This window comes from Tessaracoccus pujii, assembly GCF_055326215.1.
Map to the genome: position 1 here is coordinate 207,385 of NZ_JBUZNP010000002.1, position 26,188 is coordinate 233,572.

Annotated in this window: 22 protein-coding genes; 5 read left to right on the plus strand and 17 right to left on the minus strand. The window is 70.1% G+C overall.

All coding sequences use genetic code 11. The features are described from left to right. Positions 1-24 precede the first annotated feature (24 nt). Positions 25-1,266 carry a glutamate-5-semialdehyde dehydrogenase gene (locus ACZK5N_RS03030; RefSeq protein WP_459020012.1) on the minus strand — a complete coding sequence of 414 codons (1,242 nt, stop codon included), beginning with the start codon at positions 1,264-1,266 and terminating at the stop codon, positions 25-27. Positions 1,267-1,553: 287 nt separating this feature from the next. Between ACZK5N_RS03030 and ACZK5N_RS03035 the strand changes: the two genes are divergently transcribed. Continuing rightward, positions 1,554-2,402: an endonuclease domain-containing protein gene (locus ACZK5N_RS03035; protein WP_459020013.1), complete on the plus strand. Its 849-nt coding sequence runs from the start codon at positions 1,554-1,556 to the stop codon at positions 2,400-2,402. A gap of 247 nt (positions 2,403-2,649) precedes the next feature. On the opposite strand, the gene ACZK5N_RS03040 is transcribed toward ACZK5N_RS03035, so the two are convergent. From ACZK5N_RS03040 to ACZK5N_RS03065, 6 genes are all read right to left on the minus strand, one after another. Next, positions 2,650-3,252, minus strand: a complete 603-nt coding sequence (locus tag ACZK5N_RS03040) for a PQ-loop domain-containing transporter (protein WP_459020014.1) — start codon at positions 3,250-3,252, stop codon at positions 2,650-2,652. Between the two features lie 147 nt (positions 3,253-3,399). Further along, entirely contained in the window at positions 3,400-4,494 is a 1,095-nt protein-coding gene (proB, locus tag ACZK5N_RS03045; protein WP_459020015.1) for a glutamate 5-kinase, read from the minus strand. Continuing rightward, positions 4,484-5,995 (minus strand): GTPase ObgE, encoded by a 1,512-nt coding sequence (obgE, locus tag ACZK5N_RS03050; RefSeq protein WP_459020016.1) that lies wholly within the window; start codon positions 5,993-5,995, stop codon positions 4,484-4,486. The genes proB and obgE overlap by 11 nt, the downstream gene beginning before the upstream one ends. Before the next feature lie 90 nt (positions 5,996-6,085). Next, positions 6,086-6,337: a 50S ribosomal protein L27 gene (gene rpmA, locus ACZK5N_RS03055; RefSeq protein ID WP_459020017.1), complete on the minus strand. Its 252-nt coding sequence runs from the start codon at positions 6,335-6,337 to the stop codon at positions 6,086-6,088. A gap of 11 nt (positions 6,338-6,348) precedes the next feature. Further along, complete coding sequence (rplU, locus tag ACZK5N_RS03060) at positions 6,349-6,657, minus strand: 50S ribosomal protein L21 (protein ID WP_459020018.1); 309 nt, start codon at positions 6,655-6,657, stop codon at positions 6,349-6,351. Between the two features lie 117 nt (positions 6,658-6,774). Next, entirely contained in the window at positions 6,775-8,451 is a 1,677-nt protein-coding gene (locus tag ACZK5N_RS03065; RefSeq protein ID WP_459020019.1) for a ribonuclease J, read from the minus strand. Positions 8,452-8,521: 70 nt separating this feature from the next. Here ACZK5N_RS03065 and ACZK5N_RS03070 point away from each other — a divergent pair, with 70 nt between their 5' ends. Beyond that, positions 8,522-9,049, plus strand: coding sequence for a GNAT family N-acetyltransferase (locus tag ACZK5N_RS03070; RefSeq protein WP_459020020.1), 528 nt, complete (start codon positions 8,522-8,524; stop codon positions 9,047-9,049). Between the two features lie 45 nt (positions 9,050-9,094). Here the strand turns inward: ACZK5N_RS03070 and dapB are convergent, their stop codons facing one another. Beyond that, on the minus strand, positions 9,095-9,835 hold the full coding sequence (gene dapB / locus ACZK5N_RS03075; protein ID WP_459020021.1) for a 4-hydroxy-tetrahydrodipicolinate reductase: 741 nt from the start codon (positions 9,833-9,835) through the stop codon (positions 9,095-9,097). 134 nt (positions 9,836-9,969) lie between these two features. Further along, positions 9,970-12,171 (minus strand): polyribonucleotide nucleotidyltransferase, encoded by a 2,202-nt coding sequence (locus ACZK5N_RS03080; RefSeq protein ID WP_459020022.1) that lies wholly within the window; start codon positions 12,169-12,171, stop codon positions 9,970-9,972. A 219-nt stretch (positions 12,172-12,390) separates the two neighbouring features. Here ACZK5N_RS03080 and ACZK5N_RS03085 point away from each other — a divergent pair, with 219 nt between their 5' ends. Further along, positions 12,391-15,729 (plus strand): proline dehydrogenase family protein, encoded by a 3,339-nt coding sequence (locus ACZK5N_RS03085; protein WP_459020023.1) that lies wholly within the window; start codon positions 12,391-12,393, stop codon positions 15,727-15,729. A 56-nt stretch (positions 15,730-15,785) separates the two neighbouring features. Here the strand turns inward: ACZK5N_RS03085 and rpsO are convergent, their stop codons facing one another. After that, entirely contained in the window at positions 15,786-16,049 is a 264-nt protein-coding gene (gene rpsO, locus ACZK5N_RS03090; protein WP_459020402.1) for a 30S ribosomal protein S15, read from the minus strand. 204 nt (positions 16,050-16,253) lie between these two features. Here rpsO and ACZK5N_RS03095 point away from each other — a divergent pair, with 204 nt between their 5' ends. After that, complete coding sequence (locus ACZK5N_RS03095; protein WP_459020024.1) at positions 16,254-16,733, plus strand: GNAT family N-acetyltransferase; 480 nt, start codon at positions 16,254-16,256, stop codon at positions 16,731-16,733. Positions 16,734-16,741: 8 nt separating this feature from the next. Here the strand turns inward: ACZK5N_RS03095 and ACZK5N_RS03100 are convergent, their stop codons facing one another. From ACZK5N_RS03100 to ACZK5N_RS03120, 5 genes are all read right to left on the minus strand, one after another. Further along, complete coding sequence (locus tag ACZK5N_RS03100) at positions 16,742-17,647, minus strand: bifunctional riboflavin kinase/FAD synthetase (RefSeq protein ID WP_459020025.1); 906 nt, start codon at positions 17,645-17,647, stop codon at positions 16,742-16,744. Then, positions 17,644-18,513 carry a tRNA pseudouridine(55) synthase TruB gene (gene truB / locus ACZK5N_RS03105; RefSeq protein ID WP_459020026.1) on the minus strand — a complete coding sequence of 290 codons (870 nt, stop codon included), beginning with the start codon at positions 18,511-18,513 and terminating at the stop codon, positions 17,644-17,646. Before truB ends, ACZK5N_RS03100 begins: the two co-directional genes overlap by 4 nt. Continuing rightward, entirely contained in the window at positions 18,510-18,950 is a 441-nt protein-coding gene (rbfA, locus tag ACZK5N_RS03110) for a 30S ribosome-binding factor RbfA (protein WP_459020027.1), read from the minus strand. Before rbfA ends, truB begins: the two co-directional genes overlap by 4 nt. Beyond that, positions 18,950-21,877, minus strand: coding sequence for a translation initiation factor IF-2 (gene infB / locus ACZK5N_RS03115; RefSeq protein ID WP_459020029.1), 2,928 nt, complete (start codon positions 21,875-21,877; stop codon positions 18,950-18,952). Before infB ends, rbfA begins: the two co-directional genes overlap by 1 nt. Positions 21,878-22,074: 197 nt before the next feature. Then, a complete protein-coding gene (locus ACZK5N_RS03120; protein ID WP_459020030.1) occupies positions 22,075-22,308 on the minus strand; it encodes a YlxR family protein in 234 nt (77 codons plus the stop codon). A 121-nt stretch (positions 22,309-22,429) separates the two neighbouring features. Here ACZK5N_RS03120 and ACZK5N_RS03125 point away from each other — a divergent pair, with 121 nt between their 5' ends. Beyond that, positions 22,430-22,999: a hypothetical protein gene (locus ACZK5N_RS03125; RefSeq protein WP_459020031.1), complete on the plus strand. Its 570-nt coding sequence runs from the start codon at positions 22,430-22,432 to the stop codon at positions 22,997-22,999. A gap of 61 nt (positions 23,000-23,060) precedes the next feature. Here ACZK5N_RS03125 and ACZK5N_RS03130 read toward each other — a convergent pair whose 3' ends face one another. Both ACZK5N_RS03130 and ACZK5N_RS03135 read right to left on the minus strand, forming a co-directional pair. Beyond that, the gene (locus tag ACZK5N_RS03130; RefSeq protein WP_459020032.1) at positions 23,061-24,197 is read right to left on the minus strand and encodes a resuscitation-promoting factor; all 1,137 of its coding nucleotides are present in this window, start codon (positions 24,195-24,197) and stop codon (positions 23,061-23,063) included. A gap of 95 nt (positions 24,198-24,292) precedes the next feature. Continuing rightward, complete coding sequence (locus ACZK5N_RS03135) at positions 24,293-26,164, minus strand: LTA synthase family protein (protein ID WP_459020033.1); 1,872 nt, start codon at positions 26,162-26,164, stop codon at positions 24,293-24,295. Positions 26,165-26,188: the final 24 nt, after the last annotated feature.

The following is a 26,188-nucleotide window of genomic DNA, read 5'->3' on the forward strand; positions in this document are numbered from 1 at the left end:
ATGCCGAGGCGGCGGGCGTCGCGCTCATGTGCGGACCTGCCCGTCGCCCTCGATGACGTACTTGCTGCTCGTCATTTCCGGCAGCCCCATCGGCCCGCGGGCATGCAGCTTCTGCGTGGAGATGCCGATCTCGGCGCCGAAGCCGAACTCCCCGCCGTCGACGAACCGGCTGGAGGCGTTGACCAGCACCGCCGCCGCGTCCACCTCCGCGACGAACCGATCGGCGTTCTTCCTGCTCCGGGTGACGATGGTCTCCGAGTGCCCGGTGGTGTAGGCACGGATGTGTTCAAGGGCCTCGTCGAGAGACTCCACCACCTTGGCGGCGAGGTCCAGCGTCAGGTACTCGGCGTCGTACTCGTTCGCGGTGGCCGGCACGACGGCGTCCGAGTAGGCGGCAGTGGCCGGGTCACCGTGCACGGTGACCCCCGAGTGCCCGAGGGCGGCCAGGGCCATCGGCAGGAACTCGTCGGCCGCGTCGCGGTGCACCAGGAGGGTCTCGGCCGCGTTGCAGACGCTGGGGCGCTGGGTCTTCGCGTTGAGCAGGATGGCCAGGGCCTGGTCGAGATCAGCGTCGGCGTCGACGTAGACGTGGCAGTTGCCGGTGCCGGTCTCGATCACCGGCACCGTGGAGCCGTCGACCACCGCCTGGATGAGGCCCGCCCCGCCGCGCGGAATCAGGACGTCGACCAGCCCTCGGGCGCGCATGAGCTCGCCCGTCACCTCGCGGCCGCCCTCGACGAGATGGACAGCGTCGGGGGTCACGCCCGCGTCCTCCAGCCCCTTGCGGAGCGCGGCGACGGTGGCGCGGTTGGTGTTGAGCGCCGACGAGGAGCCCCTCAGGAGAGCCGCGTTGCCGGACTTGAGGCAGATGCCGGCCGCGTCCGCGGTGACGTTGGGGCGCGCCTCGTAGATGATGCCCACCACACCGAACGGCACCCGCACCTGGGTGACGGAGACGCCGTTGGGCAGCCTCCAGCCGCGGACCACGTCGCCGATGGGATCGGGGAGGGCGGCGAGGTCGCGGAGACCCTGCACCATGCCCGAGACGCGTGATGGCGTGAGCGCGAGGCGGTCGACGATGGACTCCGGTGTGCCGGCCTGACGGGCGGCCGCGACATCGGTGGCGTTGGCCGCCAGCAGTTCGGGCTCGGCGGCGGCGAGCGCGTCGGCCATGGCCGCGAGGGCGCGATCCTTGGCTGCGCGGTGGAGCGTGGCGAGTTCGACGGCGGCCCGACGGGCGGCGGTGGCCTGGGTCCGGAAATCCATGGCATCAGTCTATTGGCCCCCGCCCGAGCCCCTCCCCCGTCTCGACTCAGCGGAGATTCGTTCTCACCGTCTGGGTGCTGGGGATGTATGGGAGTTGAGCCGGACACGGCTCTCGCTGGAGGGCCTTGAGCCGGACACGGCTCTCGGTGTGGCGCGACGAGCCTGGCATGGACGTCGACACGGTTGGAACGATCAATATCGCCCTACCCCATCGTCGAGCCGCAGATCCGGCTCATGGATGCTGGTGACAACGGGAAACGGATCGCTCAGTCGGCGATCAAGGGGGCATGAGAGAAGACATCCGGATCCGCCTGGAACACGACGGCGTGATCAGTTCCACAGCACACCCTGAGCTCGACAGGGCGCTCAACGCCCTGCGTTGTCGCGGCGAACTGGCGGCGGTACTGCCCGGCATCTATTCGCTGCCGGATCGCGCACACGAGTTCGGCACCCGAATGGCCGCCGCCGCAGTCTCCACCCGTCCCTATATCGCCGTCGGCAGGGCAGCTGCGAGATCGAGTTGGTGGCCGGAACTCGAGTGCCCGGTGGTGTCACTGGTCCATCCCGGGGTTCTGGAGAACAGGTCCGGGTTCGAGTTCCATGAGCGGTTCATCCCCGAACCGATGGTCAACCGTGCAGGCGCCCTCCCTATCACTTCGCCCCCTCTCACCGTGCTGGATCTGATCCCCGACATCGGCTCGAGCGTTGTCGACGAGGCGCTGCGCCGACGCGTCGTCACGTTGGGCCAGCTTCAAGCCGCGCTCGCGATGACCCCTCGCCGCCGTGGAAACCGTGCCCGACGGGAGGCCCTGGCCGATTCCCGGGACTCCCCCTGGTCCGCGCTGGAGAGGCTGGCGCACCGTACGCTCCGCGAGGCTCGCATCAACGGCTGGGTGACGAACCTTCGGGTCCGCCTCGGCACTGTCACGTACTACCTCGACATCGCCTGGCCACTGTTGAAGATCGCCGTCGAGATCGACGGATACGAGTTCCACGGAACCAAGGAGTCGTTCCACGCGGACAGGCAACGCGATGCCGCACTCACAGCAGCAGGCTGGCACGTCCTTCGGTTCTCCAGCGAGAACCTCGCCTCCATGCCGGACACGCTGATTGCGCTTCTGCACAGCCGGCGTTGAGCCTGATCTGGATGTCGACGAAGCGCCGGGGCGATTTGAACGATCGACCCGTCGCGACGTCCAGGCCAGGCTCGTCGCGCCCGAACGAATGCCGTGTCCGGCTCAAGCACCTCCGCCGAAAGCCGTGTCCGGCTCAACTCCACTCAGAGCCACGGCCCTGATCGCAGCGGGGCGACGATGGGGCGCCCACGGCAGCGGATCGACGACGGCCACGCACCGACGTCGGGGCCGGGCTGATGTGGACGGCTCAGACGGCGAGCGCGACGCGGGCGCGGGCGCGGAGGTGGCGCACGATGAACACCGTCAGGTTGATGCTGCACACCGCCGTCATCGCGCCGGCGCAGATGATCAACGCCCAGTCGAAGGTGTACAGGCCGAAGATGAACCACATCACCTGCACTACGAGCATGATCGACAGGTAGCCGACCGACACGCCGGAAAGATCAGGGGCGGACACCATCTCGCGCAGTTGTGAGACCTGGCCGTACAGCTGCGGCACCGCGATGACGAGACCGAAGGCCATGGCGCCGAAGAGGAGCTCGCTTCCGGACAGTGCGGCCGCCAACACCACCGGCAGCACGAGCTGGGGGGCGACGGCCTGCTTCCTGTCGCGCAGGACGAACACCACGATCACGAGGCCCAGCAGCGACATCAAGAGGTTGGGCCACTGCATCTGACCCTTCTGGACCAGGAACCCGTGCACCATCCACGCGCCCGTGGTGGCGGCCGAGATCTGCCAGAGCCGCAGCGACACCCCGGCGCTGGTCCTCGCCCGCAGGATCCGGATCAACTGGGGAAGGTTGGACGCCACACCGATGGCAGCCGCCACCCACCCGAAGACCTCTATCACCGGACAAGCCTAAGCCGGGCGCGCGACGGAATGAAATCGGTTGACCGTCGCCCAAATTACGGAAACGATTGTGCGGGCTGTACGCCTGATGCAAGGCACCGGCCGAGCGTGGAGCCGCTGACGTCCGCTGGAATCCTCTGGCTGCCTCTATTCCGCGAGCATCATGTGGTCGCGGTGCACGACGGGGCGCTGGCTGCGGTGGCCCTCCTCGACGCTGCTGTGCCCGACCTCGGCGATCAGCTCCGCGCTCGAGTAGCCCACGAAGCCGCGACCCACGGGCTGGCCGTCCGGCCCCACGATCTCCACCGGCTCGCCCTCGGCGAAGGTGCCGACCACGTCGCGCACCCCGATGGCCAACAGGGAGGCCTTCTTGTCCACGAGCGCCCGCCGGGCGCCCTCGTCGACGTGAAGGAAGCCGCGCGGTTCCGACGCGAACGCGAGCCACAGCAGCCGGCGGGGCCGGCGCTTGCGGGTGGGCAGGAAGTAGGTGCCCACGTCCTCGCCCGCGATGGCCCTCTCCAGGTGGTCGGCATGGCTGAGGACGACGCTCACACCCGCCTGGGTGGCGATGTCCGCGGCCATGACCTTGGTGCGCATGCCGCCGGTGCCCACCTTGGAGCCGACGCGGGAGGTATCCACGCGAAGGGCGGCGATGTCGTCGACGCGGTCGATCCGCTCCGCCCCGGGGGTGTCCGGGTGCGCGGTGTACAGGCCGTCCACGTCGCTGAGGATGATCAGCGTGTCCGCCCGCACCAGGTGGGCGATGAGGGCCGCGAGGCGGTCGTTGTCGCCGAACCGGATCTCGTGCGTGGCCACCGTGTCGTTCTCGTTGACGATGGGGACCACGCCCAGGCGGAAGAGCCGCGAGATGGTGTTGAGTGCGTTGCGGTAGGTGCAGGGCCGCAGCACGTCCTCGACGGTGAGGAGCAGCTGGGCGACGGTGACGCCGTGCTCGGCGAACGCGTCCGAGTAGTGCCGGATGAGCAGCCCCTGGCCGACGGCGGCGGCCGCCTGCTGGGTCTCCAGGTCCCGCGGCCGGCGCGTCAACCCCAGCGGCCCCAGCGCAGCGGCGATGGCGCCGGAGGTCACGAGCACCACTCGGGTACCGCGGTCGTGCAGCGAGGACAGCACTCGCGCGAGCATCTGCACCCGGGCGGGGTCCAGGTGCCCGTCGGCCCTGGTCAGGGACGACGAGCCGACCTTCACCACCACACGGGTGGCGGCGGAGACCTCAGGCCTCATCGTCGTCGCCCCGCACCTCCGGATCGGGCTCGTATCCCGAGGTGGTGAAGTCGATGCCGGAGGCCTTGGCGGCGTGATAGTCAGTGTCCATCCGACGGCGTCGCGCGGCGGCGGGGCGCTCGGTCTCCAACCGGACGTCCTCGCCACGGCGGCTGAGGATCTCCGCGCCCGTCTCCACCTGGGGAGCGAAGTCGAACACCACGGCGTTCTCGCCGCCGATGGCCACCGCGTCACCAGGCCTGGCGCCCATCTCCAGCAGCCTGTCCTCGACGCCCAGCCGGTTGAGGCGGTCCGCCAGGAAGCCCACGGCCTCGGCGTTGCCGAAGTCCGTCTGCCTGATCCACCGCTCCGGCTTCTCACCGCGCACCCGCCAGACCAGGCCGCCCTCGCCGTCGCCCTTCTGGACGATGGTGAACTCCGGGCCTGCAGCCTTGCGTGCGACTGGGGCGGGGCGCAGCACCTGCTTCGGCTTCGCCGCCTCGGGCAGCGCGGCGCGGCGGGCAGCCACGATCTCAGCCATCGCGAACTTCAGATCGTTGAGGCCCTCGCCCGTCTTGGTGGAGATCTCGAAGATCCGGTGGCCGAACCTGGCCAACTCGGGACGCACGATCTCCGCCAGGTCGTGGGCGTCGGGCACGTCCACCTTGTTGAGGGCGATGAGCCGCACCCGGTCCTCGAGACCGCCGTGCGCTGCGAGCTCCGCCTCGATCACCTCGAGGTCCGTGACCGGGTCCCGCCCGGGCTCGTAGGTACCCAGGTCGATGACATGCACGATGGCCTGGCACCGCTCGATGTGGCGCAGGAAGTCGAAGCCTAGCCCCCGGCCCTCGGACGCCCCCTCGATCAGCCCCGGCACATCCGCGACGGTGTAGGTCACCTCCCCCGCGACGACCACGCCGAGGTTCGGAATGAGCGTGGTGAAGGGGTAGTCGGCGATCTTCGGGCGCGCACGCGAGATGGCCGCGATGAGTGAGGACTTGCCGGCGGACGGGAAACCGACCAGGCCGACGTCCGCGACCACCTTGAGTTCGAGCTGGACCAGCCGGCTCTCCCCCTCCTCACCGAGCAGTGCGAAACCGGGGGCCTTGCGCGCAGCGGAGGCGAGCGCCGCGTTGCCGAGCCCGCCCCTGCCTCCTGCGGCGGCGACGTACTCGGCCCCCGGCTCGGTGAGATCCGCGAGCACCTCTCCGGTCTCGGCATCGGTCACGACGGTGCCGCTCGGCACGGCGAGCACGACGTCCTCCCCGCGGGCACCGTCGTGGTGGTCCCCCTTGCCCGGCTGGCCGTTGACGGCCTTCCGGACAGACTGCCGGTGGAACTCGACCAGCGTCGAGAGCGAGTCGTCGACGCGGAAGATGATGGAGCCCCCGTTGCCCCCGTTACCGCCGTCCGGCCCGCCGAGCGGCACGAACTTCTCGCGGTGGATGGAGGTGCAGCCGTGGCCGCCGTTGCCGGCCTGTACGGTCAGTTTGACCCGGTCGACGAACGAGGGAATAGCCATAGGGAAAGCTCCTTCTCAAAGCCGAAGCTCAGTGTATCCAGAAAGCAAGAACGGCCCCGGAGGGCCGTTCTCGAAAAAGTGTGACGACGATCAGGCGGAGACGACGTTGACGACGCGGCGGCCGCGCTTCACGCCGAACTGCACCTGGCCCTCGACCAGTGCGAACAGGGTGTCGTCGCCACCACGACCCACGCCGTCGCCGGGGTGGAAGTGGGTGCCGCGCTGGCGCACGAGGATCTCGCCCGCGCCGACGACCTGGCCACCGAAGCGCTTCACGCCGAGGCGCTGGGCGTTCGAGTCACGACCGTTGCGCGTCGAGGACGCGCCCTTCTTGTGTGCCATAGTTCAGCTCCTCAGCTCTCGATCCCAGTGACCTTGACCTGGGTGTACCGCTGGCGGTGCCCCTGGCGCTTCTTGTAGCCGGTCTTGTTCTTGTACTTGAGGATCCGGATCTTCGGACCCTTCTTCATTCCCAGCACCTCAGCGGTGACGCTGATCTTGCCGAGACCCTTGGCGTCCGAGGTGATCGAGTCGCCGTCGACCAGCAGCAGGGGCTGCAGAGTGACAGTGTTGCCGACCTCTTCGGACACCAGATCGATGTCCAGGACGTCGCCAACAGCAACCTTGTGCTGACGTCCACCGTTGCGCACGATCGCGTACACGACTGACCTACCTTCTTGTTTGCTTAAAGCCTCGCGGCGCGCCCAACCCTGAGGGGGCAAAGCACCGAGGGCCAACTCTACGCGGCGGTCCGTGACGGGTCAAACCGACGTCGCCCGTCACGTGGTGATCACCACAGGAACGATCATAGGCCGGCGCCGCAGGGACTTCGCCACCCACTGCCCGACCGTGCGCCGCGTCACCTGCTGGAGCCTGAACGCGTCGTCGACCCCGTCACGCATCGCGGCGATCAGGGCGGTGGCCACACGCTCGCGGACCTCGTCGAACGCGCTGCTCTCCTCGGCGATGCCTCGCGCGTGGATGTCCGGGCCGCTGATGATGGTGCGGTTGTGCAGGTCCACCGCCGTGATCACGGAGACGAACCCCTCCTCGCTCAGGATCCGACGGTCCATGATCGACTCGGAGATGTCGCCGACGATCGACCCGTCGACGAACACGTAGCTGGCGTCGATGGCTCCCACCTTCCGCGCCACACCGTCGGCGAGGTCGATGACGTCACCGTCGCCGGCCACGACCACCCGCGCCTCGGGAACCCCCGTGGCGACGGCGAGCTTGGCGTTGGCGATGAGGTGGCGCGCTTCGCCGTGCACCGGCAGCACGTTGCGGGGGGTGAGGATGTTGTAGCAGTAGAGCAGCTCGCCGGCCGACGCGTGCCCGGACACGTGCACCAGCGCGTTGCCCTTGTGCACGACGTTGGCGCCCAGCTTGGACAGCCCGTTGATCACCCGGTAGACCGAGTTCTCGTTGCCTGGGATGAGCGAGCTGGCCAGGAGGACGGTGTCCCCCGGGCCCACCTCGATCACCGGATGCTCGCGGTTCGCGATCCGGCTGAGAGCCGCCATCGGCTCGCCCTGGGACCCGGTGGACACGATGACCACCTTGTTCTTCGGGTACTTGTCGATGTCCTTCAGCTCGATCAGCGTGCCCGCGGGCACCTTGAGGTACCCGAGGTCCCGCGCGGTGGCCATGTTGCGCATCATGGAACGTCCCACGTAGACCACCTTGCGGTCATAGCGCACGGCCATGTTGAGCACCTGCTGGACGCGGTGCACGTGGCTGGCGAAGCAGGCGACGATGAGCTTGCCCGCTGCCTGATCGAACACGCGGGAGATGGCCGGCTCGATGTCGCGCTCCAGAGTGGTGAAGCCGGGGGTCTCCGCGTTGGTGGAGTCCACCATGAAGAGGTCCACGCCCTCCTCGCCGAGGCGGGCGAAGCCCCGCAGGTCCGTGATCCGGCCGTCGAGGGGCAGCTGGTCCATCTTGAAGTCGCCGGTGTGCAGCACCAGGCCGGCTTTCGTGCGGATCGCCACGGCCAGCGCGTCGGGGATGGAGTGGTTGACGGCCAGGAATTCGAACTCGAAGTTGCCGATCTCGATGATCTCGCCCTCCTCGACCGCATCGAGGTCGAAGTCCCGCAGGCGGTGTTCCCGCAGCTTCGTGGCGACGAACGCCAACGTCAGCTTGGAGCCGTAGATCGGGATGTTGGCGCGCTTCTTGAGCAGGTAGGGCACTGCGCCGATGTGATCCTCGTGACCGTGCGTGAGCACCAGGGCGACGATGTCGTCGAGCCGGTCGTCGAGGTAGTCCAGGGCCGGGAGAATGAGGTCCACCCCGGGGTGTGTGTCCTCGGGGAACAGCACGCCGCAGTCCACGAGGGCGATCTGGCCGTCGATCTCGAACGCGGTCATGTTGCGACCGATGTCACCGAGCCCGCCCAGAGGGATCACGCGCAGCGTGCCGGGAGCGAGCTTCGGGGGTGTCTTGATGTCGGTCATGGGCTCAGGCTAGTGGATGAGCCGCGGTCACGAGCCGGGCGGGCGACCGCCGCCGCCTAGGATGGCGTTCATGTCTGCCGTCGATACCGTTCGCCTCGCACTGCCCGCCGAAGCCGTCGACGTGGCCCGCATCCAGCGGCGCGCGTGGGCCGGGTCCGGCCTGCTGGCCGCGGCCGGCGGGGCGGTGTCGGCCGACGAGGCCACGAGGGCCTGGCACCAGGCCATCGTGAAGCCCCCGCTCGCCCACCTCCGGGTGCTGGTGGCGATCGGCGAGCCGGGTGTGGTGGGTTTCGCGGTCACGGGCCCCAGCGGTGACCCGGACCGCGACGACCGCGACGGGACGATCGCGGAGTTCGTCGTCGACCCGCGGCACCGGGGGGCCGGGCACGGCTCGCGGCTGATCAACGCCGCCGTCGACACCCTGCGCCAGGACGGCTACCAGGTGGCGACGATGTGGGTGCCTGCCCGCGACGACGCCCTGAGGGCCTTCCTCACGGGTGGCGGATGGGGTCCCGACGGGGCCCATCAGGAGGTGGGCCTCGACGACGGCGCGGAGCCCGTGAAGCTGATCCGCATGCACACCGACATCTCACAGTAGGCCGCGTCCGCGAGCCTTCGAGACCGCCGCGCCCTCTGCAGGGGATCAGATCCCGAGCACGGACTCCATCTCGAGGGTCAGGCCCGGGTGGTTCATGACGTGGCGGACGCCGGCGACCACGCCGGGCATGAACGAGGCCCGGTCGTAGGAGTCGTGGCGGATGGTCAACGTCTCCCCCGCGGCCCCCAGGAGAACCTCCTGGTGCGCCACCAGGCCCTGCAGGCGGACGCCGTGGATGTGGATGCCGTCCACCACCGCCCCCCGGGCGCCGTCGTCGTGGACGGTGGCGTCGGGGACCGGGCCAAGCTCCGCCTCCGCGCGGGCCGCCGCGATCCGACGCGCCGTCGTGGCGGAGGTACCTGAGGGCGCATCGGCCTTGTTGGGGTGGTGCAGCTCGATGATCTCCGCCGACGGGTAGAAGGGCGCTGCCAGTGCGGCGAACTTCATCATGAGCACCGCGCCGATCGAGAAGTTGGAGGCGATCAGCACGCCCACCTCAGGGTGCGCCGCGCAGAGCTCCCGCACCCTCGCAAGGCGTTGGTCTGTGAAGCCGGTGGTGCCGATCACCATGTGCAGCCCTCGCCCGAGGCACCACTCGATGTTGTCCATCACAGCGTCCGGGTGCGTGAAGTCCACCACCACCTGGGCGCGGTTGACCAGGTCCCGTGACTCTCCCAGGTCCGCGCCACCCACGGGGGTCATGCCCTCTGCGCGGGTGACGGCCCGGACCACCTCGCTGCCCATCCTGCCGCTGACCCCGAACACGCCCACACGAATCTCTGTCATGAGGTGATCCCTTCTGGTTTGATCCACGTCCATCCAAGCATCGACGGCGGGGCGCCGCCACCCGCGGGTGCATGCCGCAGGGGCGGGCCCGGTTCGTCCGGACCCGCCCCTGCGGCATGTGCGTGTGACCGAGGTCAGTCGTTCGACTCCGCCTTCTCCTCCACCACCGGGACCAGCGACAGCTTGCCGCGATCGTCGATGTCGGAGATCTCCACCTGCAGCTTCTGACCCACCGAGAGGAGGTCCTCCACGTTCTCGACGCGGGCGCCGCCCGCGAGCGGGCGCAGCTTCGAGATGTGCAGGAGGCCGTCCTTGCCCGGCATGAGCGACACGAAGGCGCCGAACGTCGTGAGCTTCACGACGGTACCGAGGTACCGCTCGCCGCGCTCCGGCATGTGCGGGTTGGCGATCGCGTTGATCATGACGACGGCGGCGTCAGCGGCCTCACCGGTCTCGGCGCCGACGTACACCGTGCCGTCGTCCTCGATCGAGATGTTCGCGCCCGTGTCGTCCTGGATCTGGTTGATCATCTTGCCCTTCGGGCCGATGAGTTCGCCGATCTTGTCCACCGGGATCCGCACGGTGATGATGCGGGGAGCGAACGGGCTCATCTCATCCGGCACGTCGATGGCCTCGTTCATGACGTCCAGCAGGGTGTGGCGGGCGTCGCGGGCCTGCAGCAGGGCCTTCTGGAGCTCGACGGCGGGGATGCCGTTGAGCTTGGTGTCGAGCTGCAGCGCGGTGAGGAAGTCCCGCGTGCCCGCCACCTTGAAGTCCATGTCACCCAGCGCGTCCTCGGCGCCCAGGATGTCGGTCAGCGCGATGTACTTCGTCTCGCCGTCGACGTCCTCGGACATGAGGCCCATCGCGATGCCGGCGACGGCCGACTTCAGCGGCACCCCGGCGTTGAGCAGGGACAGCGTGGAGGCGCACACGGAACCCATCGAGGTGGACCCGTTGGACCCGAGGGCCTCGGACACCTGACGGATGGCGTAGGGGAACTCCGAACGCGTCGGCAGCACGGGCACGAGGGCCCGCTCGGCCAGCGCGCCGTGACCGACCTCGCGGCGCTTCGGCGACCCCACCCGGCCGGTCTCACCGGTGGAGTAGGGCGGGAAGTTGTAGTTGTGCATGTAGCGCTTGGTGCTCTCCGGGGAGAGCGTGTCGATCTTCTGCTCCATGTCCAGCATGTTGAGCGTGGAGACACCCAGGATCTGGGTCTCGCCGCGCTGGAACAGCGCCGAGCCGTGCACGCGTGGGATGACCGCCACCTCGGCGGCCAGCTCGCGGATCTCCGCCGGGCCGCGGCCGTCGATGCGGATCTGGTCCGTGAGGGTGCGGTGCCGCACGATCTTCTTGGTCAGCGCCTTGAGAGCGGCCGACACCTCGCCCTGCCGACCCTCGAAGCGGCCCGCGAGCTGCTCGGTGACGTCCTGACGGATGCCGTGGGTGGCCTCGTCGCGCTCCTGCTTGCCGGCGATCTGCATGGCCTGGGCCATACGATCCGAGGCGAGCTCCGAGACGGCCTCGAACACATCGTCCTGGTAGTCCCGGAAGACCGGGAAGTCGAAGGTCTCCTTGGGAAGCTTGGCAGCCAGCTCGGACTGCGCGTCGCACAGCGCCTTGATGAACGGCTTGGCCGCCTCGAGGCCCTGGCCCACGACCTCCTCGGTGGGGGCGGTCCTGCCGGAGCGGACGAGCTCCCACGTGGCCTCGGTGCCGCCGGCCTCGACCATCATGATCGCGACGTCACCGTCGGCCAGCACGCGGCCGGCCACCACCATCTGGAAGACGGACTTGGCGACCTGCTCGACCGTCGGGAACGCGACCCACTGGTCCTCGATGAGCGCTACACGGACGCCGCCGATGGGGCCGGAGAACGGAAGGCCCGCGATCTGGGTGGACATCGACGCGGCGTTGATCGCGACCACGTCGTAGATGACGTTGGGGTTGAGCGCCATGATGGTGACCACCACCTGGACCTCGTTGCGCAGGCCCTTGACGAACGCGGGGCGCAGCGGGCGGTCGATGAGGCGGCACGCGAGGATGGCGCCCTCACCGGGGCGGCCTTCGCGGCGGAAGAACGAGCCGGGGATCCGGCCCGCGGCGTACATCCGCTCCTCGACGTCCACGGTGAGGGGGAAGAAGTCCAGCGAGTCGCGCGGGGTCTTCTGCGCGGTGGTGGCCGACAACAGCATGGTGTCGTCGTCCAGGTACACGACGGCGGCGCCGTCGGCCTGCTGGGCCAGAACGCCCGCTTCGAAGCGGACGGTGTGCTTGCCGAACTTGCCGTTGTCGATAACGGCCTCAGCGAATTCGATGCCTGGTCCTTCCATGGACAGGCTCCTTTCGGGGGGTTTTCGCCACCCGTGCGCACGGCGATGCTCGCCACGCCTGCCGGTCCTTGATCGAGGCCCGCGGGGCCGCCGACGGCGCACCCGAAGACCACTACCGAGGACCAGACGGACACGTGCGCTGGGCGGCGGGGGTGGAATTGTGTTGACAGTTGTTTCAGTTGTCCTGTGCAGTCTAGCCGCTTGAGCCACGATGGTTGAATGCTCAGTGTCACCTCGCCGGAGGCCATCGAGGCGGCAGTGGCCACCGCCAGGCGGTGGGCGGCCGCCAGCGCCGGCCATCCCGAACCCCCTGCCGCACGGCTGTTGGCGCGCGTCCTGGCCCACCCGCAGGGCCTCGCCTTCACGCTCGACTTCGTCGACGACGTGCTCCGCCCGGAGGACGCATCGGTGGCCTCGAGGGCGCTCGGTGAGCTCGCCAAGCGCCCGGCGCCGTTCCTTCCGGTGCCGCTGCGTGTGGGCCTGCGGGCCGTCCGGGTGGCGCCACGCCCGGCGCTACCCCTGGTCCGGGCCGCCTTCCGCGCGCTGGTCGGCGACCACGTCGTGGACGTGGGCCGCCGTCTCGGTCCCGCACTGCGCCGCGCGCGGCGCAGGGGCAGCGACCTCAACGTCAACCTCCTCGGCGAGGCGGTGCTGGGCGACGCCCACGCCGGTGGGAGGCTGCGGGAGACGATGCGCCTCCTGGCCCGCCACGACGTCGACTACGTCTCCATCAAGGTGTCAGCGGTCCTCGGCCCGCACGCCCCGTGGGCCCACGCCGCGACCGTCGAGGAGGCCGTCACCCGGCTGCGGCCGCTCCTGCTGCAGGCAGCGGCGGCCGGCAAGTTCGTGAATCTGGACATGGAGGAGTACCGCGACCTCCACCTCACCCTCGACGTGTTCAGCCGGCTCGTCCTGGAGCCGGACCTGCTGGGTCTGCGGGCCGGCGTCGCGGTGCAGACCTACCTCAAGGAGTCCGGCCTGGTGATCGACCTTCTCGACGACCTGGCGCGGCGACGCGAGGCCGCCGGCGGCGTCCCGCTGAAGGTGCGCCTCGTCAAGGGCGCCAATCTGGCGATGGAGCGGGTCCAGGCGGAGCTGCGGGGCTGGGACAACCCGGTGCACCCGGACAAGGAGCACACCGACGCCAGCTTCCTGCGCGCCCTCGACTTCTGCCTCGCCCCGGAGCGCGCCAGGCGGCTGCACGTCGGCGTGGCCAGCCACAACGTCTACGCACTGGCCATGGCCTGGGAGCTGGCGAAGGAGCGCGGCGTCACGGGCCAGGTCGACATCGAGATGCTCTCCGGCATGGGTGTCCCCCTGCAGGAGGTGATCCTGGGGGAGGTGGGCCGGTTGAGGCTCTACGTCCCGGTGGTGCCGCGCGCCGAGTTCGACTCCGCGATCTCCTACCTGGTCCGCCGGCTCGAGGAGAACGCGGCGCACGAGAACTTCATGTCCGGTGCCGCACGGCTCGGGCACGACGCCTCGTTCCTAGATCGCGAGGAGGCGCGCTTCCGGGCGGCGACGGGCCTCGTCGGCGCCCCGGTGCCCGACAGCTGGGCGCGGCAGGCCCGCCCCCGAGGGGGGCCGGCGTTCGCCAACGCACAGGACACCAACCCCGCGCTCCCCGCCAACCAGGAGTGGGCGGCGGCCATCCACGCCTCGCTGCCGGTCCCCGCGCTGGGCGCCGCCACGGTGCGCGACGCGACGCTGACCGATGCGCCGGCGCTTCGGGCGGTCGTGCGCCGCGGCCGCGCCGCCGGCGCGCAATGGGCCGCTGTTCCCGCGCCGCAGCGGGCAGCCGCGCTGCGCCGCCTCGCACAGGAACTGGAGGAGTCCCGGACGGAGCTGATCACGGTCGCGGCCGACGAGGTGGCCAAGCTGATCGACCAGGCCGACGTCGAGGTGTCCGAGGCCGTGGACTTCGCGCGCTACTACGCGGCGCGGGCGCTGGACGTGGTGGACGGGGCCCGCCACGTGCCGCCCACGCTCACCGTGGTCGCACCCCCGTGGAACTTCCCCATCGCCATCCCGCTGGGCGGGGTGGCCGCGGCGCTCGCCGCCGGTTCCGCGGTCATCCTCAAGCCGGCTCCCCCGGCCCGCCGGACGGCCGCCGTCCTGGCCGAGGCGTGCGCACGAGCCGGCCTCCCCGGGGGCGTGGTCCAGTTCGCGGTGCTCGACGACGGCCCGCTCGGCCGGGCGTTGATCACCGACCCCGGCGTGGATCTGGTCATCCTCACCGGCGCGGCCGAGACCGCGGCGCTGTTCCGGTCGTGGCGCGCGTCGCTGCCGTTGCTGGCGGAGACCTCCGGCAAGAACGCGATCGTCGTGACGCCGTCGGCGGACCTGGACCTGGCTGTGGCGGACCTTGTCACCTCGGCCTTCGGGCACGCCGGCCAGAAGTGCTCGGCCGCGTCGCTCGGGATCATGGTGGGCTCGGTGGGTCGGTCGCGGAGGTTCCGCGATCAGCTCCTCGATGCCGTCGGGTCGCTGCGGGTGGCCTGGCCGTCGGACCCTGCCGCCCAGATGGGCCCCCTGACCGAGCCCCCCGGGGACAAGCTCCTCCGTGGTCTGACGCGCCTGGAACCGGGTCAGCGGTGGTTGCTGGAGCCGCGGCGCCACGGCGACCGGTTGTGGAGCCCGGGCATCCGTGCCGGCGTCCGCCCAGGCTGCGAGTTCCACCAGGTGGAGTACTTCGGCCCTGTGCTCGGGCTCATGCACGCCGCGACCCTCGAGCAGGCCGTCGCCTGGCAGAACGGCACCCCCTACGGACTCACGGCCGGCCTCCACTCGCTGGACGAGCGTGAGATCCAGACCTGGCTGGAGAGGATCGAGGCGGGCAACTGCTACGTGAACCGCACCATCACCGGCGCCATCGTGCGCCGGCAGCCGTTCGGCGGGTGGAAGCGTTCGGCCGTGGGACCCGGCGCCAAGGCGGGCGGCCCGCATTACGTGGCCGGCCTGGGGCGGTGGGAACCCTCACCCGGGCGGCCCGGCCCTGGCGGCGAGCCGACCACCCCGGCATTGGCGCGGCTCGTGCGCGGTGCGCGCGGCGTGCTGGGCGACGACGACCTGGGCCGGCTGCGCGCGGCGGCGGTGGGCGACGAGGAGGCGGCAAGGACGGTGTTCACCGCGTCGCACGACCCGTCGGCCCTCACCGTGGAGCGAAACGTGCTGCGGTACCGGCCGACGGTCGTGACCGTGCGGGTGGAGACCACGGAGGCGTGGCCGGCGCTGCGGGAGGCCTCGGCCGCGCTCGCCGTCGGCGCGCCCGCGCGGTTCTCGGCGCGGGAGGGCCTGGACCCCGGGGTCGCGGCGGTGTTGCGCGCCGCAGGGCTCGAGGTGGAGGAGGTCGCGGACACCGCGTTCGACGCCACCGCGTCAGGACGGATACGGCACCTCGGGACCCGCGACCTCCTCGCCGACCTCGGCGGATCGATCGACGCCACCGTCCATGCCGGCCCGCCACTGCCGGGGCCCCTGGCGTGCTTGCCGTACGTGCGGGAGCAGGCGGTCTCCGTCACGGCCCACCGGTTCGGCCACCCTCGCGCGGCGGGCTAGAGACGACTCAGGGCACCCCGTCCGGGGTGCCCTGAGAAGGTGAGTTTTCGGTGCGATCAGCGACGCAGGCCCAGGCGGGCGATCAGCGCGCGGTAGTGCTCGACGTCGTTCTTGGCGACGTAGTTGAGCAGGCGGCGGCGCTGGCCGACCATGAGCATGAGGCCACGACGGCTGTGGTGGTCACCCTTGTGTGCCTTGAGGTGCTCGGTGAGGTGAGCGATCCGCTTGGTCAGCAGGGCGATCTGCACATCCGGCGATCCGGTGTCACCAGGGGTGGTCGCGTACTCGTCGATGATCTTCTTCTTGTTTTCAGCGTCCATGTACATGGGGCTCCTTCCGGATCGCTGCACGGCGCCCCAGGCGCGGGTGCTGTCGGGGCTCTGACTGGTCCGTGGCCGATCTAACGGCAACCTGAGAACCCTATCATCGGGCGGGACCGGCTCCAAACGCCTGCACGCGCCGAAGCGGCGCCCCAGCACGGGGTAGGGTAGGAGCGTCCCGGAAGATTGAGCAAGGAGCCCCTGATGGCCATCGGCGTCCGTCCTGCGACATCCGCAGACCTCGAAGCCCTTCGCGCCCACCAGGCGCGCCCCGAGCTCGGCCTCGTGGACCAGCATTTCGAGGCGCAGGAGCGAGGAGACCTCATCTTCGCCGTCGCCCACGACGGTGCCGAGCCCCTCGGCACGGCGGTGCTGGACCTCGACGCCGATTCCATGACACCCGAGCTGCGCAACATGTTCGTCTACCCCCACGCCCGCCGCAAGGGAGCAGGCCGCGCGCTCAGCCAGTACCTCGAGTCCGAGGCGCGTGCCCGGGGCTTCTCGGCGGTCTACCTGGCGGTGGATCCCAACAACGAGAAGGCCGTGCCCCTGTACGTCTCCCTCGAGTACCACCCCACGGGTGAGCATCTCTTCGTAGACCGCCCGGAGGTGCCTCAGGTGGAGGGTGACGCGGAACCCAGCGAGCACTACGCCATCTACAAGAAGTCGCTCACCGCTCGCTGAGCCCCTGTTCAGGCCCCGAGGCAGCGTCGAGCGGCCTCGACGTCGGCGTGCATCTGCTCGATGAGCGGCTCGATCCCGGTGAAGCGGACCTGCCCGCGCAGCCGTTCGACGAAGTCGACGGCCACCTCCGCGCCGTAGAGCTCAAGGTCCGTGCGGTCCAGGACATAGCTTTCGACGCGGCGGTCGGCACCGTCGAACGTGGGGTTGGTGCCCACCGATATCGCCGCCGGCATGGGTGCGCCGCCCCTGTCGTCGAGATTCGTCAGCCACCCGGCGTACACTCCGTCGGCCGGCACCGCCATGTCCGGCGGGACGGTGAGATTGGCGGTGGGGAAGCCGAGGTCGCGGCCTCGCTGGTCCCCCACCACCACCACCCCGCGGAAACGGAACGGGCGGGTGAGGTGCTCAGCCGCCTCGGCGACATCGCCGGCGGCCAGGAGCTCGCGGATGCCTGTGGAGCAGGACACCTCGTCGTGGATCACCTCGAGCGGAAGCGGGAGGACCTCGAACCGGCCCTCACCGAGCTCCGCCAGCGTCGTGACGTCTCCGGCGGCCCGGTGGCCGAAGCGGAAGTTCTGTCCCACCACCACCCTGACGGGATGGAGCGGGAGGAGGAAGCGGTCGACGAACTGCGCCGGTGACATGGCGGCGACCTCTGGCGTGAACCTGATCACTCGGACCTCGTGCGCCCCGGCGCCCTTGAGGAGGTCGATGCGGGTGCGCAGGTCGCTGAGCAGCTTGGGGGCCGCGGCGGGGCGCAGCACCGTGACGGGGTGCGGCCAGAACGTCAGCACGACGAGGGGGTGGTCGACGTCCCTGACCGCCTCGGCCAGGACGCGGCGATGGCCGCGGTGCACGCCGTCGAAGTTACCGATCACGACCACCGTCTCCGTCACAGTGGTCAAATCTGTCATGCCCCCACCAGCACCGCAACCGGCCGGGCGCCTTCACCCGCGGGCTCGTACAGCGCGAGCAGGTCACCGGAGGGAGACAGCACGCCTGTGGGGCTGCCCGGCACGGACCGCGCCAGCGGCCGGCCGAATCCCACGTCACGCGCCTCCTCGTCGGTGAGGTCGACGACGGGGAAGCTCAGGCGGGCGGCCTGGGCCATCGACATCAGGGGCGGCGCCTCGTCGCCCAGCACGACGGCGTCCTCCAGGCAGTAGCGGCCGATCCGGGTGCGCCGCAGCGCAGTGAGGTGGCCGCCGACCCCGAGCGTTGCCCCGAGATCTCGTGCGAGCGCCCGGACATAGGTGCCCGAGGAGCACTCGACGTCCAGGTCCACGTCCATCCGGGCTCCGTCCGTGCGGACCCCCACCACGTCCAGCCGGGACACGGTGACCGGCCGGGAGGCTAACTCCACCGTCTCCCCCGCCCGCACGCGGGCGTAGGAGCGCTTCCCGTCGACCTTGATGGCCGAGACTGCGCTCGGGACCTGGAGAATATGGCCCCGCAGGGGCTCCAGCGCGGCCTCGATCTGCACCGCCGTGATGGCGGATGCGTCGGCCACGGCGGTCACGTCGCCGTCGGCGTCGTCCGTGGGAGAGGACTCCCCCAGCCGCACCGTGGCCAGGTATCGCTTGTCGTGGAGGGCGAGATGGCCGAGCATCCGGGTGGCGCGGTTGACGCCCAGGATGAGGACGCCGGTGGCCATCGGGTCCAGCGTGCCGGCGTGACCGATCTTGCGTGTACCCAGGAGGCGGCGCAGGCGACCCACCACCTGGTGGGAGGTGACCCCCGACGGCTTGTCGACGATCACCACCCCCGAGGCCTGGGTCACTGCTCGTCGTCCTCCTCGGACTCGCGCGGCTTCCGGTACGGATCAGCTTCACCGGCGAACGTGCTGCCCTGGGCCGCGGCCGCCACCTGGGCGTCCTTGGCCTGCACCTCCGCGAGGAGGTCCTCCATGTGGCGCGCCACCTCTGGGGTGGCGTCCCTCACGAAGGCCAGCGTGGGCGTGAACTTCATGCCCAGGTGCTGGCCCACCGTCGAGCGCAGCATGCCGGTGGCCGACTCGAGAGCCGCCGCCGATCCGGCTCGGGCCTCGTCGTCGCCGAGGACGGTGTAGAAGGCGGTGGCCTCCCGGTTGTCACCGGTGAGCCTCACCTCCGTGATCGTCACGAACCCCAGGCGGGGATCCTTGACGCGCCGCTCGATCGTCGTGGCCAGAATGACCTTGATCTGATCCGCCAGCTTGGCGTTTCTCGGTCCGGGCATCAGGAACGCTCCTTCTCGACCATCTCGAAGGTTTCGATGACGTCACCGATGCGGATGTCGTTGAAGTTGTTCAACGTCACACCGCACTCGAAGCCCTCGCGGACCTCGGTGGCGTCGTCCTTCTCGCGCCGCAGCGACGCGATGGAGGTGGTGGCCACCACGATGCCGTCGCGCAGGAGACGCGCGCTGGCATTGCGACGGATGGTGCCGTCGGTGACCATACAGCCGGCGATGTTGCCGAACTTGGACGAGCGGAAGATGTCTCGGATCTCCGCCTGACCACGCACTTCCTCGGCGAAGATCGGCTTGAGCATGCCCTTGAGCGCCGCCTCGATCTCGTCGATGGCCGAGTAGATGACGGAGTAGAACCGCATGTCCACGTTCTCGTTGTCCGCCATCTTGGCTGCGTGCGGCGTGGGCCGCACGTTGAAGCCGATGATGACGGCCTTGGAGGCTGCCGCCAGCGAGACGTTGGTCTCGGTGATGGCACCCACACCGCGGTCGATGACGCGCAGCGACACCTCGTCGCTGACCTCGATCTTGGACAGTGCGTCCTCGAGGGCCTCGACCGAGCCTGCGCCGTCGCCCTTGAGGATGAGCAGGAGCTCCTGCGCCTCGCCCTTTTCGAGCTGTTCGAACAGCTGGTCGAGGGTCTTGCGGCGGCTCGTCTTCGCCTGCTGTGCGGCGCGCATGCGGGCCTCACGCTTATCAGCGATCTGCCGGGCCATGCGATCGTCCTCGACGACCAGCACGTTGTCACCGGCGCCGGGCACGGAGGTCAGTCCGAGCACCTGCACGGGCATCGACGGCGGGGCCTCGCTGATCGTCTCGCCCTGGTCGTTGACCAGAGCGCGGACGCGCCCATGGGCCGAACCCGCCACGATCGAATCTCCGATGCGTAGCGTGCCACGGTGGATGAGCACCGTGGCAACCGGGCCGCGTCCCTTGTCGAGGTGGGCCTCGATGGCCACGCCCTGAGCGGGCATGTCCGGGTTGGCGCGGAGGTCCAGTGCGGCATCGGCCGTCAGCACGACGGCTTCGAGCAACTCCTCCAGGCCCTGGCGGGTGATCGCGGAGACGTCGACGAACTGCGTGTCGCCGCCGTACTCCTCCGGGACGAGACCGAACTCGGAGAGCTGTCCGCGGACCCGCGTGGGATCTGCAGCCTCCTTGTCGATCTTGTTGACCGCCACCACGATCGGGACGTTGGCCGCCTTGGCGTGGTTGAGCGCCTCGATGGTCTGCGGCATCACGCCGTCATCGGCCGCCACCACGAGCACCGCGATGTCGGTGGACTTGGCGCCACGGGCACGCATGGCGGTGAACGCCTCGTGGCCCGGGGTGTCGATGAAGGTGATGGGGCGGATGGTGCCGTCCACCTCGGTGACCACCTGGTACGCGCCGATGGCCTGCGTGATGCCGCCGGCCTCCTTCGCCACCAGGTTGGTGTGCCTCAGCGCGTCCAGCAGCTTGGTCTTGCCGTGATCCACGTGACCCATGACCGTGACGACGGGCGGGCGTGCCTCGAGGTCGTCCTCGTCGCCGATGTCCTCACCGAACTCCAGGTCGAAGCTTTCCAGCAACTCGCGGTCCTCGTCCTCAGGCGAGACGACCTCGATGTTGTAGTCCAGTTCCGCACCGAGCACCTCGAGGGTGTCGTCCGCGACCGATTGAGTGGCCGTGACCATCTCGCCGAGGTGGAACAGCACCTGCACGAGCGACGCCGGCTCCACACCGATCTTCTCGGCCAGGTCGGTCAGCGAGGCGCCGCGACGGAGGCGCACGGTGGCGCCGTCGCCCTTGCGGAGGCGCACACCGCCGATCGACGGGGCCTCCATCTGGTCGAACTCTTGACGACGCTGCTTCTTGGACTTGCGTCCGCGACGGCCGGCAGCACCACCGCGACCGAACGCGCCCTGGGTACCACCGGTGCGACCGCGACCGCCTCCGCGACCACCACCGCCCGCGGGGGCACCCATGCCGCCACCCATACCGGGACCACCGGGACCACCGGTGCCGCCGCCGGGGCGACCAGCGCCACCACCGCCGCCGGGGCGGCCGCGGCCGGGACCACCGGGACCACCGGGGCGGGCGCCGCCGCGCGTGGGGGCGCCGAGCTGGGAGTTGGCCGTCTTGGGCATCATCGCCGGGTTCGGGCGCGGCATGCCGGGCACGCCGCCCGTACCGCCGGGCCTGGGCATCCGGTCACCGGGGGCGGCGGGAGCGCCGGGACGGGCACCCGGAACACCGGGACGAGGCGTCTCGGGACGACGACGCTGCTGCGTCCCCATACCCTGCGCCGGGGCGAAGGGGTTGTTGCCCGGCCGCGGGGCGCCGGGTTTGCGGGGGGCCGCCGCGCCAGGCGCGGGAGCGCCGGGACGCGGGCCGGGAGCGCCCGGCCGAGGAGCCGGGGCACCGGGGCCGGGGCGCTGGCCCGGAGGGGTGGGACGCTGAGGCGCGGGGGCGGGCGGACGCACGCTCGGGGCTTCCGACGGCGCCGGCGTGGCCGCAGCCGCCGGAGCGACCGGAGCGGCAGGCGCCACAGGCGCGGGCGGGGTGGCCGGTCGGGGACCGGGTGCGGGCGGACGGGGCGCGCCCGGACGGGGCGCCTCGGCAGCGGGGGCGGCTGGGACGGCAGCGGGCGCGGGGGCCGACGGCGCAGGCGCGGGGGTTACCGGCTGGGCGGCCGGGGCCGCCGGGGTCTGGGGACGCGCGACCGGCGCGGCGGTGGGGCCGCCAGCAGCGGCGGCCGGGGTGTTTCCGGCCGGGGACCCTCCGAAGGCCTCCCGGATCTTGCGCACCACTGGCGATTCCAGCGTGGAGGACGGACCGCGAACGTATTCGCCGTTCTCTCCCAGCCAGGCCAGCAGGTCTTTACTTGTCTTCCCGATTTCCTTGGCGATCTCGTGGACGCGAGGCTTTGCCACTACTCTCCTTTGCGGCCCGACCTCCAAGGGGGCGGACCTTTAGTTGTGCTGAATCATCGTTGGGTTCTCATCGAGTGGTCATGAGCGTTAGCCCACCTTCTGGTTGCCGCCCCGTGGGGCGTGGAACGATGCGCCCATGCACGCATGGGCCGCTGGTCATCATATCGTTCAGAACGGCCCGGTACCAGCCAGCCTCGTCACTGCGCAAGGTGAAGCAGCTCCGGCGCCAGATCCACGCCCGGCCCGAAGACCCGGCGGACGGCCTGGCGCTTGACGGCAAGGCCGACGCACGTGCTGTGGATGTAGGCCCCCCGCCCCGGGAGCCTGGGGCTGGTGCCGTCGACGACGAGGTCACCACGGCGGACGATGCGGACCATCTGGCCCTGGTCGTCGCGCCGTCGGCAGCCCAGGCACGTGCGTTGCGGAGTCATCGGCAGCAGCCTACGGCCAACTGCCAGCAACCCCCCAGTCCGCGCACAGGATCCTGACAGGGGCCGGCGGGATGGTTGTCCTGTCGGGCACTCAGCCCGTCCACGACCACAAGGAGACATCATGCAGAACAAGATGATCGCAGGGATCTCAGCTGCCGCCATGGCCGCGGGGCTCGGCTTCGGCCTGACCCAGCTGGCCAGTGCGGACACCACCACCGACCCCACGCCCAGCGCCACCGCCTCGGCGGACACCTCCACCGACACCGAGCGCACCGGCAGGGGCGCCCACGGAGGTCGCGGCATGCTCGGCGCCGACGTCGCGACGCTTGCCGAGAAGCTGGGCGTCGAGGAGGACGCGCTGGAGGAGGCCCTCGACGCGGCTCGCGACGCCGTCGATCCCGCGGAGCGGTCCTCTGACGACACGCAGGAGGAGCGCGAGGCCGCGCGGACGGAGCGGCAGGCGGCCATCGCCGAGGCCCTGGCCGGGGAGCTCGGCATCGACGAGAGCACGGTGCAGTCCGCGCTCGACGAGATCCAGGCGGAGCGGGAGGCCGATCGCGCGGCAGCCGACCAGGAGGTACTGGACCAGGCCGTCACCGACGGGGACCTGACCCAGTCCGAGGCGGACGTCGTCCAGAAGGCGATCGACGCCGGAATCGTGTCGACGCGCGGCGGGCACCACGGCCGCTGACCGGGCGCGACGACAAGACCCGATGGCCTAGCGGCCATCGGGTCTTGTCGTGCCTGTGGAGTTACGCGCAGCTCCAGGGCTGGGTGCCCCGGATGGCGTAGAGGCGGTTGGCCACGGTGATCTGCTCGGCGCGGCTCGCCTGGTGCGGGTACGCGGCGAAGTCCTGGCCGTTGACGGAGCGCCACGTGGCGAGGTTGAACTGCAGCCCGCCGTAGTAGCCGTTGCCGGTGTTGATGTCCCAGCGTCCGGTGGACTCGCACTGTGCGATCCGGTCCCACATCGCCTCACGCGCCAGGTTGAGACCCGACGACGACGTCGACGACGAGCTGGAGGAACTCGTCCTGGCGACCGGCTTCGGGGCGACCACCTTGGTACCGACGGTGGTGACCTGGCTGACGGGCTGCCGCGACACCACCCGCTCGTCGAGGGTCGAGCTCTTGAGGACGCCGTCCTCGTACACCTCGGTGTAGGTCTCCCGGGCGAGGCCCTCGACCCCCTTGGTGGTGATCCTGCTGGTGCCCTTGGTCAGCTTGTCGGACTTGACCGAGGTCTTCTCGAACGCGATGGACACGTCCTTCGACGCCTGCTTGACCTCGACGTCGATGACGGAGATGGCCAGACCGTCCTCCAGGGCGGTGCCGGCGGCAGGGGTCACCTTGTCGTCCGCGTCTGGCTTGACGCCGGCGAGCGCGAGCGCATCAGCGACGGTGCCCGCCACGGTGAGCGGTGCGGGGGTGCCGGCGACGGTGAGCGTCACGTCCTTGGCGGTGGCCACCTGCATGGTGAGGCCCTCGCGGGTGATGGCGGTGGAGCGCGACGTCGAGAGCTTCGAATCGGTGGCGCCGAGGTTGAGCATGGCCAGGGCCTGCCCGACGGTGCGGGCGGTGGTCCACACCGTGCGCTTCTCCCCGTCGACCGTGACCTCGAGTTCGCGGCCGAACGCGACGCTGATCTCCATGTCGTCGGAGACCTCGGTGTCCGGGCCGGGAAGGACGACGTCGTGCTGTCCGAGGCTGATGTCCTCCAACTGCAGAACCTCGGCGACCGTGTCCTCGCGCACCGCGATGGTGCGGGACACGCCGTCGACCACGAGGGTCACGTCATTCTTGTGCAGCGCAGTGGCGACGCCGGCTGCGGTGACCAGCGCGAGCGCACAGCCGCCGGCAGCAGCGGGGATCCAGAACTTCTTCGCCTTCAACAAAAACTCCTCAGCAGATTCAGTGGTACGTGAATCAGGCTAACCCGGGAGTTGAGAAAAAACCAAACAAACCCTGAGATTCTCTCAGTGATGGACTACTGTGCCGCCCGGTGCGCGGCGTAGACGGCCTCGGTCTCCACGTACCAGGCCAGCGCCTCGTCGCGCATCGCGGTCATCCAGTCCTCGTCGGTGGAGGCGGCCAGGTCCGTGAGCTCGAAGGGATCCTCGGCCAGGTTGAAGACCTCGTCGCGGCGGTCCCCGAAGTGGTGGATCAGCTTCATGTCACCGTCGACCACCGCCGTGCACCGCCCTCTGTCGAGGCAGGTGGACACCAGCGGGCCCTGCGGCGCGTCGCTGTACAGCGAGGGCTGGTACGTGTGATCGCTGATCAGGTCGAAGCCGAGGGCGTCCACGGCGGTGGGCAGGACCGCCAGTTGGTTGGCCGGCTGCGTCAGGCGCTCACCGCTGCGCCGGGGGTCGTGGATGAGGAAGGGGATGCGCACGCCCTCCTCATAGATGGTGTTGTCGTGCTGGAAGATCCGGTGCTCACCGAATCCCTCACCGTGGTCGCCGGTGACCACGAACACCGTGGAGTCGTAGAGCCCGAGCTCCTTGAACATGTCGATGACGCGGCCGACGAAGGCGTCCTGGTAGTGGATGCCGTTGAGGTAGTCGTTGAGCAGCGGGTCCTCGACGAAGCTGATGGGCTCGTAGCCCTCGAGAGCGTAGTCGTGGTGCCCCGTCACGGTGAGCATGCTCATCAGGAACGGCTGCCCGTCGAGCGTCTCGAGCCAGTCACGCTGCGGGCCCAGCATGATGTCGTCCTCGTAGCCGAAGTAGTTGGCCCTCTGGAACCCGACCTTGCGCATGGAGTCCACGCCGCGGAAGAAGTCGAACCCGAGGTTCTCGACCGTGTTGCGGCGACGCTCGAAGTGCTCGGTGGCGGACTGGAAGAACGCGCTGGCGTAGCCCTGCGCGCCCAGGAGATCGGCCAGGCACGGCATCGGCAGGCCCGCCGGATCCGCCTCGGTGTTGTCGCTGTCCGTGGGCGGCGCGAGGCCGCAGTGAACGGCGGTGATCGCCTTGGACGTGTGCGGGAGGACGGTGTAGCCGCGGCTGGGGGTCAGGCTCGACCCGGCCAGAGCGTCGAGCACCGGGGTGACCGGTTGGCTGGTCGCCGGCAGCGTCGACGTGGCGCGCTGGGACTCGAGCGTGATCACCACCAGGTTGCGCCGCGAGGCGTCACCGCGGGGCACCAGGCGCGCGGCGTCCCCCTCGGACGGGTCCGCGTCCTCCGGGCTGACCGGATAGGCGGAGGCCTCCCTGATCGGCGACACGATGAGCTGCACGGGTGGGGCCAGTGCGAAGGCGGCCGAGATGGTGGGGGCGCTCCACGTGGACGCGGCCAGCAGGACCGCCGTGGCAGCCACGACGGCGCGGTGGACCCGCCGGGAGGGCGTGCGGCGAAGCAGCCGCGACACCGTCGGCCCCAGCAGCAGCGGCGCGACGAACGTGCCGATCACCACCGCGACGAACCACCCCACCATGGATGGGCTGACCTGCGACCCCAGGAGCCCGCTCAGTTCGCCCCTCGCCCGCCAGGCGTAGTCGATCTGCTCCCAGGTCAGGGGATTGCCGGTCTCCATCACGTACTCGTGGCTGACGATTGAGAAGAGCCCCAGCACCAGGGTCGCGGCGTGGGCGAGATAGAAGGCCGACGTCCGCCACCACTGCGCGCCGACGGCGCAGAGCACCGCCCACAGAAGGGCCCACCCGGCGCCGAAGGCGACGTCGGACCACATGCGGGCCGTCACCTCGAGGGCGCCGGCGTCCGGAAAATACCGCTCCGTGCGCACGAGCTTCAACCAGACGCCCATCACTGCGACGGGGGCAAGGAGCACGACGAGTCGCCCCCACGTGTGTCGGGGCTTCAGGAAACGCGAGGTGAACGCACGGTGAACAGACATCGTCGGGACATGTTACGCCCCCCG

What these genes read in the sequence shown, in the direction of transcription:
- ACZK5N_RS03030 (WP_459020012.1), bottom strand. Translation starts at nt 1,266, where the DNA reads ATGGATTTCCGGACCCAGGCCACCGCCGCCCGTCGGGCCGCCGTCGAA.
- ACZK5N_RS03035 (WP_459020013.1), top strand. Translation starts at nt 1,554, where the DNA reads ATGAGAGAAGACATCCGGATCCGCCTGGAACACGACGGCGTGATCAGT.
- proB (WP_459020015.1), bottom strand. Translation starts at nt 4,494, where the DNA reads ATGAGGCCTGAGGTCTCCGCCGCCACCCGTGTGGTGGTGAAGGTCGGC.
- obgE (WP_459020016.1), bottom strand. Translation starts at nt 5,995, where the DNA reads ATGGCTATTCCCTCGTTCGTCGACCGGGTCAAACTGACCGTACAGGCC.
- rpmA (WP_459020017.1), bottom strand. Translation starts at nt 6,337, where the DNA reads ATGGCACACAAGAAGGGCGCGTCCTCGACGCGCAACGGTCGTGACTCG.
- ACZK5N_RS03065 (WP_459020019.1), bottom strand. Translation starts at nt 8,451, where the DNA reads ATGACCGACATCAAGACACCCCCGAAGCTCGCTCCCGGCACGCTGCGC.
- ACZK5N_RS03070 (WP_459020020.1), top strand. Translation starts at nt 8,522, where the DNA reads ATGTCTGCCGTCGATACCGTTCGCCTCGCACTGCCCGCCGAAGCCGTC.
- dapB (WP_459020021.1), bottom strand. Translation starts at nt 9,835, where the DNA reads ATGACAGAGATTCGTGTGGGCGTGTTCGGGGTCAGCGGCAGGATGGGC.
- ACZK5N_RS03080 (WP_459020022.1), bottom strand. Translation starts at nt 12,171, where the DNA reads ATGGAAGGACCAGGCATCGAATTCGCTGAGGCCGTTATCGACAACGGC.
- ACZK5N_RS03085 (WP_459020023.1), top strand. Translation starts at nt 12,391, where the DNA reads ATGCTCAGTGTCACCTCGCCGGAGGCCATCGAGGCGGCAGTGGCCACC.
- rpsO (WP_459020402.1), bottom strand. Translation starts at nt 16,049, where the DNA reads ATGGACGCTGAAAACAAGAAGAAGATCATCGACGAGTACGCGACCACC.
- ACZK5N_RS03095 (WP_459020024.1), top strand. Translation starts at nt 16,254, where the DNA reads ATGGCCATCGGCGTCCGTCCTGCGACATCCGCAGACCTCGAAGCCCTT.
- ACZK5N_RS03100 (WP_459020025.1), bottom strand. Translation starts at nt 17,647, where the DNA reads ATGACAGATTTGACCACTGTGACGGAGACGGTGGTCGTGATCGGTAAC.
- rbfA (WP_459020027.1), bottom strand. Translation starts at nt 18,950, where the DNA reads ATGCCCGGACCGAGAAACGCCAAGCTGGCGGATCAGATCAAGGTCATT.
- ACZK5N_RS03120 (WP_459020030.1), bottom strand. Translation starts at nt 22,308, where the DNA reads ATGACTCCGCAACGCACGTGCCTGGGCTGCCGACGGCGCGACGACCAG.
- ACZK5N_RS03125 (WP_459020031.1), top strand. Translation starts at nt 22,430, where the DNA reads ATGCAGAACAAGATGATCGCAGGGATCTCAGCTGCCGCCATGGCCGCG.
- ACZK5N_RS03135 (WP_459020033.1), bottom strand. Translation starts at nt 26,164, where the DNA reads ATGTCTGTTCACCGTGCGTTCACCTCGCGTTTCCTGAAGCCCCGACAC.